The 14,616-nt window shown below is 71.6% G+C and carries 15 protein-coding genes; 9 read left to right on the top strand and 6 right to left on the bottom strand.

Going from position 1 to position 14,616, the window contains the following annotated elements; translation table 11 throughout:
• The first annotated feature begins 31 nt into the window (after nt 1-31).
• The 5 genes from ACFWV2_RS25170 (at nt 32) to ACFWV2_RS25150 (ending at nt 5,865) form a co-directional block, all read left to right on the top strand.
• Entirely contained in the window at nt 32-1,669 is a 1,638-nt protein-coding gene (locus ACFWV2_RS25170; protein ID WP_384408123.1) for an ABC transporter ATP-binding protein, read from the top strand.
• Nucleotides 1,666-2,784 carry an ABC transporter permease gene (locus tag ACFWV2_RS25165; protein ID WP_384407934.1) on the top strand — a complete coding sequence of 373 codons (1,119 nt, stop codon included), beginning with the start codon at nt 1,666-1,668 and terminating at the stop codon, nt 2,782-2,784. Before ACFWV2_RS25170 ends, ACFWV2_RS25165 begins: the two co-directional genes overlap by 4 nt.
• Nucleotides 2,781-4,043, top strand: coding sequence for an ABC transporter permease (locus ACFWV2_RS25160; RefSeq protein WP_384407932.1), 1,263 nt, complete (start codon nt 2,781-2,783; stop codon nt 4,041-4,043). Before ACFWV2_RS25165 ends, ACFWV2_RS25160 begins: the two co-directional genes overlap by 4 nt.
• The gene (locus ACFWV2_RS25155; RefSeq protein WP_384407930.1) at nt 4,040-4,504 is read left to right on the top strand and encodes a cytidine deaminase; all 465 of its coding nucleotides are present in this window, start codon (nt 4,040-4,042) and stop codon (nt 4,502-4,504) included. Before ACFWV2_RS25160 ends, ACFWV2_RS25155 begins: the two co-directional genes overlap by 4 nt.
• 83 nt (nt 4,505-4,587) lie before the next feature.
• Nucleotides 4,588-5,865 carry a thymidine phosphorylase gene (locus tag ACFWV2_RS25150; RefSeq protein WP_384407928.1) on the top strand — a complete coding sequence of 426 codons (1,278 nt, stop codon included), beginning with the start codon at nt 4,588-4,590 and terminating at the stop codon, nt 5,863-5,865.
• Nucleotides 5,866-5,936: 71 nt separating this feature from the next.
• On the opposite strand, the gene ACFWV2_RS25145 is transcribed toward ACFWV2_RS25150, so the two are convergent.
• Nucleotides 5,937-6,596 carry an HAD family hydrolase gene (locus ACFWV2_RS25145; RefSeq protein ID WP_384407924.1) on the bottom strand — a complete coding sequence of 220 codons (660 nt, stop codon included), beginning with the start codon at nt 6,594-6,596 and terminating at the stop codon, nt 5,937-5,939.
• 155 nt (nt 6,597-6,751) lie between these two features.
• Between ACFWV2_RS25145 and ACFWV2_RS25140 the strand changes: the two genes are divergently transcribed.
• On the top strand, nt 6,752-7,003 hold the full coding sequence (locus tag ACFWV2_RS25140; RefSeq protein ID WP_384407922.1) for an STAS domain-containing protein: 252 nt from the start codon (nt 6,752-6,754) through the stop codon (nt 7,001-7,003).
• Nucleotides 7,004-7,026: 23 nt separating this feature from the next.
• Here the strand turns inward: ACFWV2_RS25140 and ACFWV2_RS25135 are convergent, their stop codons facing one another.
• From ACFWV2_RS25135 to ACFWV2_RS25125, 3 genes are all read right to left on the bottom strand, one after another.
• Nucleotides 7,027-7,998 (bottom strand): sigma-70 family RNA polymerase sigma factor, encoded by a 972-nt coding sequence (locus ACFWV2_RS25135; protein ID WP_384407920.1) that lies wholly within the window; start codon nt 7,996-7,998, stop codon nt 7,027-7,029.
• A gap of 83 nt (nt 7,999-8,081) precedes the next feature.
• A complete protein-coding gene (locus ACFWV2_RS25130) occupies nt 8,082-8,789 on the bottom strand; it encodes a L,D-transpeptidase (RefSeq protein WP_384407918.1) in 708 nt (235 codons plus the stop codon).
• Nucleotides 8,790-8,866: 77 nt separating this feature from the next.
• Nucleotides 8,867-10,129, bottom strand: coding sequence for an MFS transporter (locus ACFWV2_RS25125; RefSeq protein WP_384407916.1), 1,263 nt, complete (start codon nt 10,127-10,129; stop codon nt 8,867-8,869).
• Nucleotides 10,130-10,191: 62 nt separating this feature from the next.
• Here ACFWV2_RS25125 and ACFWV2_RS25120 point away from each other — a divergent pair, with 62 nt between their 5' ends.
• Nucleotides 10,192-11,142, top strand: a complete 951-nt coding sequence (locus ACFWV2_RS25120) for a LysR family transcriptional regulator (RefSeq protein ID WP_384407914.1) — start codon at nt 10,192-10,194, stop codon at nt 11,140-11,142.
• Between the two features lie 18 nt (nt 11,143-11,160).
• Here the strand turns inward: ACFWV2_RS25120 and ACFWV2_RS25115 are convergent, their stop codons facing one another.
• Both ACFWV2_RS25115 and ACFWV2_RS25110 read right to left on the bottom strand, forming a co-directional pair.
• Complete coding sequence (locus tag ACFWV2_RS25115; RefSeq protein WP_384407912.1) at nt 11,161-11,940, bottom strand: alpha/beta hydrolase; 780 nt, start codon at nt 11,938-11,940, stop codon at nt 11,161-11,163.
• A gap of 88 nt (nt 11,941-12,028) precedes the next feature.
• Nucleotides 12,029-12,802: a GNAT family N-acetyltransferase gene (locus ACFWV2_RS25110; RefSeq protein ID WP_384407910.1), complete on the bottom strand. Its 774-nt coding sequence runs from the start codon at nt 12,800-12,802 to the stop codon at nt 12,029-12,031.
• Nucleotides 12,803-12,907: 105 nt separating this feature from the next.
• Here ACFWV2_RS25110 and ACFWV2_RS25105 point away from each other — a divergent pair, with 105 nt between their 5' ends.
• Together ACFWV2_RS25105 and ACFWV2_RS25100 are read left to right on the top strand one after the other, a co-directional pair.
• On the top strand, nt 12,908-14,062 hold the full coding sequence (locus ACFWV2_RS25105) for an adenosine deaminase (RefSeq protein WP_384407908.1): 1,155 nt from the start codon (nt 12,908-12,910) through the stop codon (nt 14,060-14,062).
• Nucleotides 14,063-14,236: 174 nt separating this feature from the next.
• A complete protein-coding gene (locus tag ACFWV2_RS25100; RefSeq protein ID WP_384407906.1) occupies nt 14,237-14,587 on the top strand; it encodes a hypothetical protein in 351 nt (116 codons plus the stop codon).
• Nucleotides 14,588-14,616 lie beyond the last annotated feature (29 nt).

The raw sequence follows: 14,616 nt of genomic DNA, 5'->3' as shown, positions 1-14,616 counted from the left end.
TCCCACTCCTTCCGGCCAAGGAGAGTGCGTCATCAACGCGTCCAGCCCGCCCCCTGCCGTAGAACTGCACGGCATCACCAAGCGATTCCCCGGCGTCGTCGCCAACAGGGACATCGCCATCACGGTCCGCAAGGGCACCGTGCACGCCCTCATCGGCGAGAACGGAGCCGGCAAGTCGACCCTCATGAAGATCCTCTACGGCATGCAGAAGCCGGACGAGGGCACCATCGCCGTCGACGGCGAGCAGGTCACCTTCTCCAGCCCCGGTGACGCCATCGCGCGCGGCATCGGCATGGTGCACCAGCACTTCATGCTCGCGGACAACCTCACCGTCCTGGAGAACGTCGTCCTCGGCGGCGAGAAGCTCTACGGCATCGGCGCCAAGGCGCGGAGGAAGATCCAGGAGATCTCCGACGCGTACGGCCTCGGGGTCCGCCCCGACGCGCTCGTCGAGGACCTCGGTGTCGCCGACCGCCAGCGCGTGGAGATCCTCAAGGTCCTCTACCGCGGTGCCAAGATCCTCATTCTCGACGAGCCGACCGCCGTGCTCGTCCCGCAGGAGGTCGACGCGCTCTTCGACAACCTGCGCGAGCTCAAGTCCGAGGGCCTGACCGTCATCTTCATCTCGCACAAGCTGGGCGAGGTCCTGAAGGTCGCCGACGACATCACCGTCATCCGCAGGGGCACCACGGTCGGCACCGCCGACCCGAGGACCGCCACCACCAAGCAGCTCGCCGAGCTGATGGTCGGCAGCGAGCTGCCCTCGCCGGAGACCCGCGAGTCCACGGTCACGAACGTACCGATGCTCACGGTGAAGGGCCTGACCCTGGTCGAGGGCGGCGGCGCGACCCCCCTGACGACGGCCGCCCCGCCGGACCCGTCGCGCACGGCCGTCGTCCGTGAGGAGGCCGTCGCGGGCCGCAAGCTCCTCGACGACATCTCCCTCACCATCCACAAGGGCGAGATCCTCGGCATCGCGGGCGTCGAGGGCAACGGCCAGACCGAACTCATCGAGGCCCTCATGGGCATGGCGACCCCCGACGCGGGCGTCATCTCCCTCGACGGCAAGGACATCTCCAAGGTCTCGGTGCGCAAGCGCCGCGAGGGCGGTATCGGCTACATCCCCGAGGACCGCCACCGCCACGGCCTGCTCCTCGAAGCCCCCCTCTGGGAGAACCGCATCCTCGGCCACGTCACCGAGGCGCCCAACTCCCGGCGTGGCGTCCTGGACCCGAAGGGGGCCCGCAAGGACACCGAGCGGATCGTGCGCGAGTACGACGTGCGCACCCCCGGCATCGACGTCACCGCCGCCTCCCTCTCCGGCGGCAACCAGCAGAAGCTGATCGTCGGCCGCGAGATGAGCCACGCCCCCAAGTTCCTGATCGCCGCCCACCCGACCCGCGGTGTGGACGTCGGCGCGCAGGCGCAGATCTGGGACGCGATCCGGGACGCCCGCCGTGAGGGCCTGGCGGTGTTGCTGATCTCCGCCGACCTCGACGAGCTGATCGGTCTCTCCGACACCCTCCGGGTCATGTACCGCGGCAGGCTCGTCGCCGACGCCGACCCCGCCACCATCACGCCCGAGGAGCTGGGCTCCGCCATGACCGGCGCGGCCAGCGGTCACCTCGAAGGCAACGAAGAGCAGCCCGGAGACGGTGACGCCCGATGATGAAGTTCGACAAGGACAAGCTGATCCTGGGCGCGGCGGGACCGGTGCTCGCGCTGGTCTCCTCGTTCGTGCTCACCGTGCTGGTGCTGCTCGCGACGGGTCTCGACCCGATCGAGCCGATCACGCTGATGATCGACAACGCGGCGTTCTCGGACATCCAGGTCCTGATCGTCAACCAGACGGGGATCTACTACCTGGCAGCCCTGGCCGTGGCCATCGGTTTCCGGATGAACCTGTTCAACATCGGTGTCGACGGTCAGTACCGGCTCGCCGCGATGGTCTCGGCCCTCGTCGGCGCCTCGGTCGAGCTGCCCGGCCCGCTGCACATCCTGCTCATCGTGCTCGTCGCGATGCTGACGGGTGCCTTCTGGTCCGGCATCGCCGGCATCCTGAAGACCACCCGGGGCGTCTCCGAGGTCGTCTCGACGATCATGCTGAACGCCATCGCGACCTCGCTGGTGGCCTGGCTGATCCTGCCGAAGAACTTCGGCGTCCAGCCGGAGGGCTCGAACAACCTCACCACGGGTGAGATCTCCGAGTCCGGCTGGTTCCCGGGCATCGACATGGGCGAGGGCAACGGAGTCGTCTACGGCTTCACCTTCGTCGCGCTCGCGCTCGGCGTCGTCTACTGGTTCGTCCTCAACCGCACCCGCTTCGGCTTCGACCTGCGCGCCACCGGCGCCAGCGAGTCCGCAGCCCAGGCCAGCGGTGTCGACGCCAAGAAGATGATCCTCACCTCGATGCTGCTCTCGGGCGCCCTGGCCGGCCTCGCCGGCATGCCGACGCTGCTGGGCGAGTCCCACACGTACAGCCTCGACTTCCCCGTCGGTGTCGGCTTCACCGCCATCACCATCGCCCTGCTCGGCCGTAACCACCCGGTCGGCATCTTCTTCGCGGCCCTGCTCTTCGCGTTCCTCGACAAGGCCTCCTCGTCGCTGGACACCGAGGGCTACCCGAAGGAGATCACCAAGATCATGCAGGGCATCATCGTGATCGCGGTCGTCGTCTCCTACGAGCTCGTCCGCCGTTACGGCCTCCGCCGCCAGCAGCAGAAGGTCGGCGAGGAACTCGCCGCCGGCGGCGCCATCAAGACCGACAAGGAGGTCTCGGCATGAGCACCGGCACTGTCACCAAGCCGAGCGCCGCGCCCAAGGGCGGCGGACGCCGCAAGCTCACCCTGCCGTGGATCATGCTGATCGTCGCGGCCGGTCTCCTGCTCTTCTCGTTCGTCAGGGCCGTCTCCGGGGCCAACGACCTCACCTCCGTGGGCCAGGTCTCCGGCGCCCTCCAGCTCGCCGTCCCCATCGGCCTCGCCGGTCTCGGCGGTCTCTGGGCCGAGCGCGCGGGCGTCGTCAACATCGGCCTCGAAGGCATGATGGTGCTCGGCACCTGGTTCGGCGCCTGGGCCGGCTACCAGTGGGGCCCGTGGGTCGGCGTCCTGCTCGGCCTCCTCGGCGGCGCGCTCGGCGGTCTGCTGCACGCGATCATCACCGTCACGTTCAACGTGAACCACATCGTCTCCGGTGTGGCGATCAACATCCTCGCGGTCGGCTTCACCCAGTACCTGTCGAACTTCACGTTCGCCGAGGCCGAGGGCGGCTCCTCCAAGCAGTCCCCGCGCATCGAGCAGATCACCAAGATCACGATCCCAGGGTTGTCCGACTGGTTGCAGGACCTCCAGCAGAAGCACTGGTTCCTGATCTCCGACCTGGCCGGCATCCTCGGCGGCCTCGTCACCAACCTGTCGCTGCTCACGGTCGTCGCCCTGCTGCTGATCCCGGCCACCTGGTGGCTGCTGTGGCGCACGGCCTTCGGCCTGCGGCTGCGCTCCTGCGGTGAGAACCCGGTCGCGGCCGAGTCCCTCGGCGTGAACGTCTACAAGTACAAGTACATCGCCGTCACGGTCTCCGGCGCCCTGGCCGGCCTCGGCGGTGCGTTCCTCGCGATCGTCGCCACCGGCATCTACCAGGAGGGCCAGACCGGCGGCCGCGGCTACATCGGTCTCGCCGCGATGATCTTCGGCAACTGGATGCCCGGCGGCATGGCGCTCGGCGCCGGCCTCTTCGGCTTCACCGACAGCCTCAAGCTGCGCGGCGGCGCCGAGAACGTCCACGCGCTGCTGCTGCTGGTCGCCGTCCTCCTGGTGCTCGCCGCCGCCTGGCAGCTGTACAGGAAGAAGTACGTGGCGGGTGTGGTCGCGGCCGCGTTCTCCGCCGTGTTCTTCCTCTGGTACGCGCTGACCGACGAGGTCCCGAGCCAGTTCGTCGACGCGGCCCCCTACGTCACCACGCTGCTCGTGCTCGCCCTGTCGGCGCAGCGCCTGCGCATGCCGAAGGCGGACGGTCTGCCGTACCGGAAGGGCCAGGGCAAGTGACCGCCGCCCTCCCGGAGCCCGCGCCCGCGCAGCCCGGCCGTCCCGGAGCCGGCCTCGCCGGACCCGCGCTTCCGGAGACCGACTGGGAGGCCCTGCGGGTCGCGGCCCGCGAGGCCATGTCCCGCGCGTACGCCCCGTACTCGGGCTTCCCGGTCGGCGCGGCGGCCCGCGTCGACGACGGCCGGGTGGTCTCCGGCTGCAACGTCGAGAACGCCTCCTTCGGCCTCGGCCTGTGCGCCGAGTGCGGGCTCGTGTCGCAGCTCCAGGCGACCGGGGGCGGCCGGCTGACCCACTTCGTCTGCGTGGACGGCCGGGGCGAGTCCCTGGTGCCGTGCGGCCGGTGCCGTCAGCTCCTGTACGAGTTCGGGGGCTCCGAGCTCGTCCTGGAGACGCCCGCGGGGTTCCTGACGCTGGCGGAGATGCTCCCGCAGGCGTTCGGCCCGGACCACCTGTCGCGGTAACACCTCGGAGCGGCCCTTCCGGCACGATGGAAGGGTCGCTCCCCCCTTCCCCCCTCTATGCGCGTAGAAAGAGGAACCACCTCATGGACGTCATCTCCGTCATCCGCACGAAGCGGGACAAGGGCGAGCTGAGCCCGGAGCAGATCGACTGGGTCATCGACGCCTACACCCGCGGTGCGGTCGCCGACGAGCAGATGTCGGCCCTGGCCATGGCCATCCTGCTGAACGGCATGAACCGCGCGGAGATCGCCCGCTGGACCGCGGCGATGATCGCCAGCGGCGAGCGCATGAACTTCGACTCCCTCTCCCGCCCCACCGCCGACAAGCACTCCACCGGCGGCGTCGGCGACAAGATCACCCTGCCGCTCGCCCCGCTCGTCGCCGCCTGCGGCGCGGCCGTCCCGCAGCTCTCCGGCCGCGGCCTCGGCCACACCGGTGGCACGCTCGACAAGCTGGAGTCCATCCCCGGCTGGCGCGCGCTGCTCTCGAACGAGGAGATGCTGCACGTCCTCGACACCACGGGCGCCGTGATCTGCGCGGCGGGCGACGGCCTGGCCCCGGCGGACAAGAAGCTCTACGCGCTCCGCGACGTCACGGGCACGGTCGAGGCGATCCCGCTCATCGCCAGCTCGATCATGTCGAAGAAGATCGCCGAGGGCACGGGCTCGCTGGTCCTCGACGTCAAGGTCGGCACCGGCGCGTTCATGAAGACCATCGAGGACGCCCGTGAGCTGGCCGCCACGATGGTCGGCCTCGGCACCGACAGCGGCGTGAAGACGGTGGCCCTGCTCACCGACATGTCCACCCCGCTCGGCCTCACCGCCGGCAACGCCCTGGAGGTCCGCGAGTCCGTCGAGGTCCTCGCGGGCGGCGGCCCGGCGGACGTCGTCGAGCTGACCATCGCGCTCGCCCGCGAGATGCTCGAAGCGGCCGGCATCAAGGACGCGGACCCGGCTAAGGCGCTGGCCGACGGCTCGGCGATGGACCACTGGCGCCGGATGATCGCGGCCCAGGGCGGCGACCCGGACGCGACCCTGCCGGTGGCCCGCGAGCAGCACGTGGTCACCGCCCCCGCCGACGGCGTCCTCACCCGCCTCGACGCGTACGACGTCGGCATCGCCGCCTGGCGCCTGGGCGCGGGCCGCGCCCGCAAGGAGGACCCGGTGCAGGCCGGCGCCGGCGTCGAGCTTCACGCCAAGCCGGGCGACACCGTCACGGCGGGCCAGCCGCTCCTGACCCTCCACACGGACACCCCGGAGAAGTTCGAGTACGCCCTGAAGTCTCTGGACATGGCCTGGGACATCGCCGCCCCGGGCACGTCCTTCACCCCGAACCCGATCGTCCTGGACCGCATCGCGTAAGGGCCGGAGCCGCCCGTCGAGCGGGACCGGTGGCCCCCACCGGTCCCGCTCGGCGAGGAGAGGCGCCTCCCTCAGCCGAGCGGCGTCCCCAACAGCCCCGGCAGCTCCCGCATGTGGTCGAAGACGACCGTCCGGGGCCCCGCGAGCCGATCCGCGCGGGACAGCCCGCCGCAGTAGCCGAAGGCGCGCATCCCGGCGGCGCGGGCGGCCTGGATGCCGTAGGGGCTGTCCTCGACGACCGCGCAGTGCTCGGGCGGGACGCCCAAGGTGGCCGCCGCGTGCAGGAAGAGGTCCGGCGCGGGCTTGCCCCGGGCGACGTCCCGGGCGCTGAACATCCGGCCCTCGAAGCGGTCGAGCAGGCCCACCCGCGTGAGGTTCTTCCGGATGCTCGCGTGGCTGCCGTTGGAGGCGAGGCAGTACGGGACGTGCAGCGTGTCCAGTACGTCGGCGACGCCCTCCACCGCCGTCAGCTCCGCGTCCAAAGCGTCCTCGTACCGCTGCCGGAACGGCGCGCCCCAACCGGGCTCCAGGGGACGGCCGATCCTCTCCTCCAGGATCGAGGTGAGGAGTTCGTGCGAGGAGCCGACGAAGTGCTCCACCATCTCCTCCTCGGTGAACTCCGCACCCAGGGTGGCGAACACCTCCCGGTCCACCCGGCAGTAGATCCACTCGCTGTCCACCAGGACACCGTCACAGTCGAAGATCACCAGCTCGACAGGCTCTTGAGTCATGATCCGGAGCCTAGGGCCCGTCAGGAGAGTCCCGCAGCCCTGCCCTCCGGGCAGACGGCGCTGCTTTCCGGACAGGCCCTGGCGACACGCCCACGCGATGAGTTCTCGTCCCCGCTCCGGTCTCACAGCACGTGGACACCAGTCAACCGCTTGTCGTGACCCTGCCCGCCCGCCCGAGCCGGGACGAGGTGGCGCGGCTCTGCGCCCGGCTCGGCGCCGCCCCGCCCGGTGACGTGGTCTGCGAGGTCGGCGCGCTCGCGCGGGCCGATCTCGCGGCCGTCGACGTCCTCGCCCGGCTGAGGCTCGCGGCCGGCCGCCGGGGCCACCGCATACGCTTCCACGGAGCAGGACCGGACCTCCGGGCCCTGCTCCTCCTCACCGGCCTCGACGACACACTGCCGACCTAGGCGACCTGGGTGATCGGGGCGGTCTAGGCCTCCAGCCGTGCCGGCAGGTCGAAGAGCGGGAACCAGCGCTCGGTGTCCAGGAAGAAGTCCATCCCGGCGACCTTGCCGTCCCGCAGCTCCAGGACGATGAGCGCCCACGGGCTGTAGCCGCCGGCGGGGTCCGGGTGGTACTGCGCGAACGCCGGCGAGCCGTTCGCCACGGTCGGCACCAGCTTCGAGCCGGAGCAGACCTCGCCGACGCCCAGCATCCAGCCCACGATGTCGTCGTGGCCCCGGAGCCAGAGGTCGTACGGCGGCATGGACATGGTCGCGTCCTCGTGGAGGAGCGCGGTCAGCGCCTTCATGTCGTACCCCTCGAAGGCGGCGACATAGCGCTCAAGGAGCGCCTTCTGCTCCTCGTCGAGCGGGTTCGCCGGGTCGGAGGTGGCCGGCGCCTGCTCGGCCAGGGTGGCCCGGGCCCGCTGGAGCGCGCTGTTGACCGAGGCGACGGTGCTGTCGAGGAGCTCCGCGACCTCGCTCGCCCGCCACGCGAGCACCTCGCGCAGGATGAGCACCGCCCGCTGCTTGGGCGGCAGGTGCTGGAGCGCGGCCACGAACGCGAGCCGTACGGTCTCCCGGGAGACGGCCGTCTCCGCCGGGTCGGCGGCCGAGGGCAGGACCCGTCCGTCGGGGATCGGCTCCAGCCAGGTGACCTCGGGCTGCTTGACGAGCTGCGCCTGGGCGACCGGCGTCGGCGAGGTCAGGTCCATCGGCCGTGCCCTCCGGTTGCCCGCGTTCAGCGCGTCCAGGCAGACGTTGGTGGCGATCCGGTAGAGCCAGGACCGCAGCGAGGAGCGGCCCTCGAAGGAGTCGATCGCCTTCCAGGCCCGCACCATGGTGTCCTGCACCGCGTCCTCCGCCTCGAAGGACGATCCGAGCATCCGGTAGCAGTAACCGGTCAGCTCCCGGCGGTACTTGTCCAGTTCGTCGGTCGTCGCGGTCGCGGCGTCACTCATCGGGTCCACACCCCACTCAGCCCTCACCGGCACCCGTTCGGTGCCGGTGAGAGGGAAGCTACCGCAGCGGACTGACAGTCGGGTCAGGTTCCCGGCTTGCGTCCGTAGACGAAGACGTCGTCACCGTTCCTGAGCAGGTTCCAGTACGCCTTGGCGTCGGCCGACCGCATGTTGACGCAGCCGCCGGAACCCGGCGGGTTCCACATGGACTTCGTGGTCGAGTGGAAGGCCTGCCCGCCGTCGAAGAACTGCGAGTACGGCATGGAGACGTGGTAGATCGTCGACCAGTGGTTGATGTTCCGCATGTAGATCTTCTTCGAGCCCGTGCGGGTCTCGGTGCCGTCCTTGCCCGTACGGACCGGCACGGGGCCGTACGTGAGACGGGCGCCGTCCTGGATCCAGCTCAGCTGGCGGGTCAGGTCGACGCAGGCGATCCGGCCCCGGTTGGTGGGGCAGGTGCCCGCCCGGTTGGGGTTGGTGCCCGCCGCCTTCTGCTGGAGCATCGTGTTCATCGTGCGCCAGGTGATCGTCCCCGCGTACCCCGCGGCCGGCGTGATGCCGTGCTTCGCCTGGAACGCCTGGATGGCCTTGCAGTCGGCGAGCGACTGCCGCCCGTCGACCGTCCGCCCGAGGAACTTCTCCACCTGCTTCTGGTACGGGCCCGTCGTCACGTTGCAGGACGCCGCCTGCGCCGGAGCCGCACCGAGCGCGATCGTCATCGGCACCACCATCGAGGTGAGGCCGGCCACGATGCCCGCTCTCTTCCCCATCCGACCCGCGATTGTCTTCATGATCGTCAACTCCCCCTAGAGTCCTATCGTTCAGGACGTCCGGGGGAGCGACTCAGTTGCATCGGATCCGGACGAGTTCAGCAGGACGCGGCGGGCCCGATCCGGCGCGCCTCCAGGCGGGCGCTGTGGCTGCCGTACAGCGTGACCGACACGACGCCGAGGACCGCGACGAGACCGATCAGGACGGTGCCGGCCCACCCGCCCGCGTGGAAGGCGATCGCGCCGAGCGTGCCGCCCGCGCTGCTGCCGAGGTAGTACGCGGACTGGTAGAGCGCCGAAGCCTGCGCGCGGCCCGTCTTCGCCGTACGGCTCACCGACGAGGAGGCGACCGCGTGGCCCGCGAAGAAGCCGGCCGTGATCAGGACCAGGCCCGCGAGCACCGTCGCCAGCGTGTCGGCGAGCGAGAGCAGCAGGCCGAGGGCGGTGGTGGAGACCGCCAGGTAGAGCGCCCCGCGCCGGCCGAGCCGCCCGACGAGGCGCCCGGCCGCCGCCGAGGAGACCGTACCGACCAGGTAGACCAGGAAGATCGAGCCGATCACGCCCTGCGGCAGGGAGAACGGGGCCTCCACCAGGCGGTAGCCGATGACGGTGTACACCGCGCCGAAGACCGTCATGAACAGGGCGCCGATCACGTACAGCCGCACCAGCAGCGGGTCCGAGAGATGCGTCCGTACGGTGCGGGCGAGAGCCCTCGGCGCGAGCGGGCCTGGGGTGAAGTGCCGTGCCTTCGGCAGCAGCGCCCGGAAGGCGAGCGCGCACAGCAGGGAGGTCAGCCCGACGGCCGCCAGACCCGCTCGCCAGCCCCACAGCTGGGCCACCCAGCCGGTCACCAGACGGCCGCTCATGCCGCCGAGCGAGTTGCCCGCCACGAACAGGCCGATCGCCGCGATCAGCGCCTTGGGCCGGACCTCCTCCGCGAGGAAGGCCATCGCGGACGCCGGCAGCCCGGCGAGCGCCGCGCCCTGGACGACACGCAGGGCGATCAGGGACTCCAGGTTCGGGGCGAGCGGCACCAGGAGCGCGACGGCGACCGCGACCGACAGGGAGGCGGTCATCATCGCGCGCCGGCCGAAGCGCTCCGAGAGGGCGCTGAGCGGGAGGACGCACAGGGCCAGGGCGCCGGTCGCGGCCGAGACCGTCCAGGAGGCGGCGGAGGCGGTGGCGCCGAACTCGGCCGAGATGGCCGGGAGGAGGGCCTGCGTGGAGTAGAGGAGGGCGAAGGTGGCGAGGCCCGCGGCGAAGAGCGCGAGGCTCATCCGGCGGTGGCCGGGGGTGCCGGGGGCGAGGCGGGTGTCGGCGGACGCGGTGGTGGCGGCCGCCTGGGTACTGGCGGAAGGCATGTCACGAACGTAGGACGCCCCGTTTCATGCGTCCAATGCACGGAACTGCTGTAATCGTTCCCATGGTGCATGAGTACAGGTCACAGCCTCGCCTGTCACCGAACAGTAACGAAGAAGACATGGGGCCGCTGCTCGCCCCGCGGCTCGCGTACTTCGCCGCCGTCGCTCGGCACGAGCACGTGACCCGCGCCGCGGCCGAGATGGGCGTCCCCCAGTCCACGCTCTCCCGGGCGATCGTCCGGCTCGAACAGGACCTCGGCGTCACCCTCTTCGCCCGCCGCGGCCGCACGGTCTCCCTCACCCCCGCGGGGCGCCGCTTCCTCACCGCCGCCGAGCGGGCCCTGGCCGAGGTGGAACGGGCCGCCGACACCGTACGGGCCGACGCCGACCCCACCGCGGGCCGCGTCGCCTTCGGCTTCCTCCACACCATGGGCTCCGAGACCGTCCCCGGTCTCATCCGCGCCTTCCGCGTCGACCATCCGCGGATCCGCTTCACCCTCGTCCAGAACTACGGCGAGGCCATGATCGAACGGCTCCGGGCCGGCGACCTCGACCTCTGCCTGACCTCCCCGGTCCCGGACGCCCCCGACCTGGTCGCCCGCCGTCTCGACGAGCAGCGGCTCCGGCTCGTCGTCCCCGACGACCACCGGCTCGCGAGCCGCAGACGGGTCCGCCTCGCCGAGGCCGCGGACGAGACCTTCGTGACCCTGGAACCGGGGTACGGACTGCGCCGCATCACCGACGACCTGTGCGCCGAGGCCGGCTTCAGGCCCCGGGTCGCCTTCGAGGGCGAGGAGGCCGAGACCCTGCGCGGCCTGGTCGCCGCCGGTCTCGGCGTCGCCCTGCTGCCGCCGCCGGCCGTCCCGCGCCCCGGCGTCGTCGAACTCACCGTCACCGCCCCGCGCGCGGTCCGCGAGATCGGCGTCGCCTGGCTCGACGGCCACCCGGACACGGCCCCGGTGGCCGCCTTCAAGAAGTTCCTCCTGAGCAGGAGGGGCCACCTGCTGCCGTAGGGCCCGTCAGGCCCGTCCCTAGAGACGCCGGGGGGCGCCCCCGAAGCCCGCCGCCAGCGGCATCCGCAGGCCGAGGGGCGGGGGAGCGGCCATCGCGTCCGTCACCGGGCGGGCGACCGGGCGGGCGAAGAGGGCACCGAGGACGAAGTCGGCGGCAAGGCACTGGACCTCGTCCGCGTACTGGCGCAGCGCGTGGCCGTCCGAGTGCACCTCGAAGCGGCAGGTGTCCCGGTTGGCCTTCTTCGCCCGCTGCGCGAACCGGAACGACAGCTCGGGGTCCGTACGGGCGTCGTTCGTGCCGTGGACGAGCAGCACCCGGCGCCCCACCAGCTGACGCACCGCCTCCGGCTCCGCCGCCACGTCGTCCTCCGGCAGCCAGGGGGCGAGCCCCAGGACCGCGCCGACCGCCGCGTGCCCGGCCGCCCGCAGCGCCGCCCGGGCGCCGAGCCCGTGGCCGACGAGGCAGACCGGGACGTCGCCGTAGCGCCGCACCGCCTCCGCGACCGCCCAGGACGCGTCCTGGGCGAGGTTCGCGTCGGCCCCGTTCCAGCCGCGCCCCCGGTAGCGCACCACATGGGCGACGAGTCCCTCGGACCGGCCCGCGCGGACGAGCGCGCGCCCGAGCGGCAGCATCGCCGCGTGGGCCCGCAGGGAGGCACCCCGCCCCGACACCGGCTCGCCGTCCGGCAGCAGCAGCACCACGCCGCCCGCGGCCGCCGACGTCCGTGAACCTGCAACAGGCCGTCCGAGCCGGGGTCTCCGGGCGTCGGGCGGCCCCACGAGTGCGAAGTGCGCCATGACAGAACAGTCTCAGAAGCGGAGGTGTACGCCAGTCGTACGCGCGGTCTCTGTTGCGTATCGTCCGGGGACCGAACACCCCCGGTTCTCAAGGCCGTCCGAAACGGGACATGCTCCCGATCGTCCCGAAGCCCTTCCGCGCGTACCAGCGGTGCGGCCAGTCGTTCACCCGGGCGGTCAGGAAACGGATGGTGCAGCCGGCGTCGGCGGCCAGGCGCAAGGCCGTGTCGAGGACGGCGCCGGCATGCCCCTGCCCGAGGTGCGCCCCGTCCGTGACGAGGTCCTCGATCTGCGCCACCCCGCTCGCCGGGTCCAGGTACAGATCGGCCCAGGCGGCCACCTCGCCGGCCGGGCCGTACGAAGCCAGGAACCGGACGATCTCGGCGCCCCTGAGCCGGGCCGCCCGCCGCTCCACCAGGTCGTGGACGTGCTCCGGGGCGGCCTGCGGCGCGATGCGGTGCCAGGACGCGGTCACCGGCCCGCGCAGCGCGTCCAGGTCCACTTCCCGGGCCCCGCCACGACCGTCCACGGGGCCGGTGTGGCACATGAGGAGTGAGGTGGAGTGCTGATACCCGGCCCGGGACATCGGCCCCAGACAGGCCGCGGCGACCGCCTCGTCGAGGACGTGCGCATGCCGGTACGGGAGGTGGCCCATCAGCTCCTCGATCCGCGCGGGCAGCGCCTCCGCGTCGGTCTCACCGTCGACCAGGACGTGGTTGTTCCCCCGGGACAGCGGGTACGCGTCGTCGAAGGCGGCGAAGCCGCCCGGGAAGTCGACCGTACGCGCCGCCTGCCTGCGGTCGAAGCCGGACAGGAAGGCGTGGACGCGGTGCAGCTCGGAGCCGGGTGTCGCGGAAGTCATGGGCCCACGCTAGGCGTTCGGGCTCCCGGGCCGGACCGCAAGACGTCCGGCGCGGACGCGGTGCTCCAGGGCGCGCTCTACGCGCGTAGGGGCTAGAGTGCGGAAATGACGAGCCAGACCCCCAGCATCCCCACCGCGGACCAGATCCGCCGCGCCCCGAAGGTGTTGCTCCACGACCACCTCGACGGCGGGCTGCGCCCCGGCACGATCATCGAACTCGCCCGGGAGCAGGGCTACTCGCAGCTCCCCGAGACGGAACCCGACAAGCTCGGCATCTGGTTCCGCGAAGCCGCCGACTCCGGGTCCCTCGAGCGGTACCTGGAGACCTTCGCGCACACCTGCGCCGTCATGCAGACGCGGGAGGCACTCTTCCGCGTCGCCGTCGAGTGCGCCGTCGACCTCGCCGAGGACGGCGTCGTGTACGCGGAGGTGCGCTACGCCCCCGAGCAGCACCTGGAGGGCGGCCTCACCCTGGAGGAGGTCGTGGAGGCCGTCAACGAGGGCTTCCGTGAGGGCGAGCGCCAAGCCAGGGCGAACGGGCACCGGATCCGGGTCGGCGCCCTGCTGACCGCCATGCGGCACGCCGCCCGCGCCCTGGAGATCGCGGAACTCGCCAACCGCTACCGCGACACCGGCGTCGTCGGCTTCGACATCGCGGGCGCCGAGGCCGGCTACCCGCCCACCCGCCACCTCGACGCCTTCGAGTACCTCAAGCGGGAGAACAACCACTTCACGATCCACGCGGGCGAGGCCTTCGGGCTTCCGTCCATCTGGCAGGCGCTCCAGTGGTGCGGCGCCGACCGGCTGGGGCACGGCGTCCGGATCATCGACGACATCGAGGTCGCCGACGACGGCTCGGTGACCTTCGGCCGGCTCGCCGCCTACGTCCGCGACAAGCGCGTCCCGCTGGAGATGTGCCCCTCGTCCAACCTCCAGACCGGGGCCGCCGCCTCCATCGCCGAGCATCCCATCGGTCTGCTCCGCCGGCTGCACTTCCGGGCCACGGTCAACACCGACAACCGGCTGATGAGCGGGACGAGCATGAGCCGCGAATTCGAGCTGTTGACCGAGGCGTTCGATTACACGCTCGACGACATGCAGTGGTTCACTGTCAATGCGATGAAATCAGCGTTCATTCCTTTCGATGAACGACTGGCCATGATCAACGAGGTCATCAAGCCCGGATACGCCGAGCTGAAGTCCGAATGGCTGTTCCAGCAGACCGCCACGACCAGCGATTCTTCCCGTACGGCGGGCTGAGACGGCACCCCGTCACGGGGGTGGGGGCGGCCGGGTGAGCGCGACACCCGGCCGCTTTCCGATGTTTGCGGAGGCGACGATCCCTGGTTAGGTTGCAGAGCCGCTCTGCATTCCCAGGATTTCCCCTCCCGGCTTTTTCCCGAAGCCCCCGGATTCCCCAAGGAAGATTTTCAGATGAAGCAGTCTGCCGCCAAGAAGCTCGGTGTCGCCGCCCTCGGTGCCGCTTTCGCCGTCACCGCCGCCGGCACGGCCTCCGCAGCGCCCTCCCTGCCCGTCGGTGCCGACGCGCTGGGCACGGTGACCAAGGCCCTCCCGCTGGGTGCCGGACTCACCGAACTCCCCGTCGGCGCCCCCGAGTCCCTCGGTGCCGGTCAGGGCGCCCTCGACCAGGGTGTGAAGACCCTGCCGGCCACCGCCGGCCAGGCCACCAAGAGTCTCCCGCTCGACGCCGTCACCGGTGGTCTCGGGGGTGGCGCGCTGGGCGGCCTCCTCGGCGGCCTGCCCGCCGGCCTCCCGATCGGCTGACCGCCGCCGCGACCGCCGAAGGGGCGCGC

The sequence above is a fragment of the Streptomyces sp. NPDC058671 genome (assembly GCF_042716475.1).
GTDB lineage: Bacteria > Actinomycetota > Actinomycetes > Streptomycetales > Streptomycetaceae > Streptomyces.
Note: the sequence above shows the minus strand (reverse complement) of the source record. Positions and strands in the feature narration are given on the sequence as shown.

Excerpts from the sequence above, each read along its gene's own strand:
- ACFWV2_RS25125 (WP_384407916.1), bottom strand. The coding sequence starts at position 10,129 with ATGCCTTCCGCCAGTACCCAGGCGGCCGCCACCACCGCGTCCGCCGAC.
- ACFWV2_RS25135 (WP_384407920.1), bottom strand. The coding sequence starts at position 7,998 with ATGAGTGACGCCGCGACCGCGACGACCGACGAACTGGACAAGTACCGC.
- ACFWV2_RS25105 (WP_384407908.1), top strand. The coding sequence starts at position 12,908 with ATGACGAGCCAGACCCCCAGCATCCCCACCGCGGACCAGATCCGCCGC.
- ACFWV2_RS25115 (WP_384407912.1), bottom strand. The coding sequence starts at position 11,940 with ATGGCGCACTTCGCACTCGTGGGGCCGCCCGACGCCCGGAGACCCCGG.
- ACFWV2_RS25165 (WP_384407934.1), top strand. The coding sequence starts at position 1,666 with ATGATGAAGTTCGACAAGGACAAGCTGATCCTGGGCGCGGCGGGACCG.
- ACFWV2_RS25160 (WP_384407932.1), top strand. The coding sequence starts at position 2,781 with ATGAGCACCGGCACTGTCACCAAGCCGAGCGCCGCGCCCAAGGGCGGC.
- ACFWV2_RS25145 (WP_384407924.1), bottom strand. The coding sequence starts at position 6,596 with ATGACTCAAGAGCCTGTCGAGCTGGTGATCTTCGACTGTGACGGTGTC.
- ACFWV2_RS25120 (WP_384407914.1), top strand. The coding sequence starts at position 10,192 with ATGGTGCATGAGTACAGGTCACAGCCTCGCCTGTCACCGAACAGTAAC.
- ACFWV2_RS25110 (WP_384407910.1), bottom strand. The coding sequence starts at position 12,802 with ATGACTTCCGCGACACCCGGCTCCGAGCTGCACCGCGTCCACGCCTTC.
- ACFWV2_RS25100 (WP_384407906.1), top strand. The coding sequence starts at position 14,237 with ATGAAGCAGTCTGCCGCCAAGAAGCTCGGTGTCGCCGCCCTCGGTGCC.
- ACFWV2_RS25150 (WP_384407928.1), top strand. The coding sequence starts at position 4,588 with ATGGACGTCATCTCCGTCATCCGCACGAAGCGGGACAAGGGCGAGCTG.
- ACFWV2_RS25130 (WP_384407918.1), bottom strand. The coding sequence starts at position 8,789 with ATGAAGACAATCGCGGGTCGGATGGGGAAGAGAGCGGGCATCGTGGCC.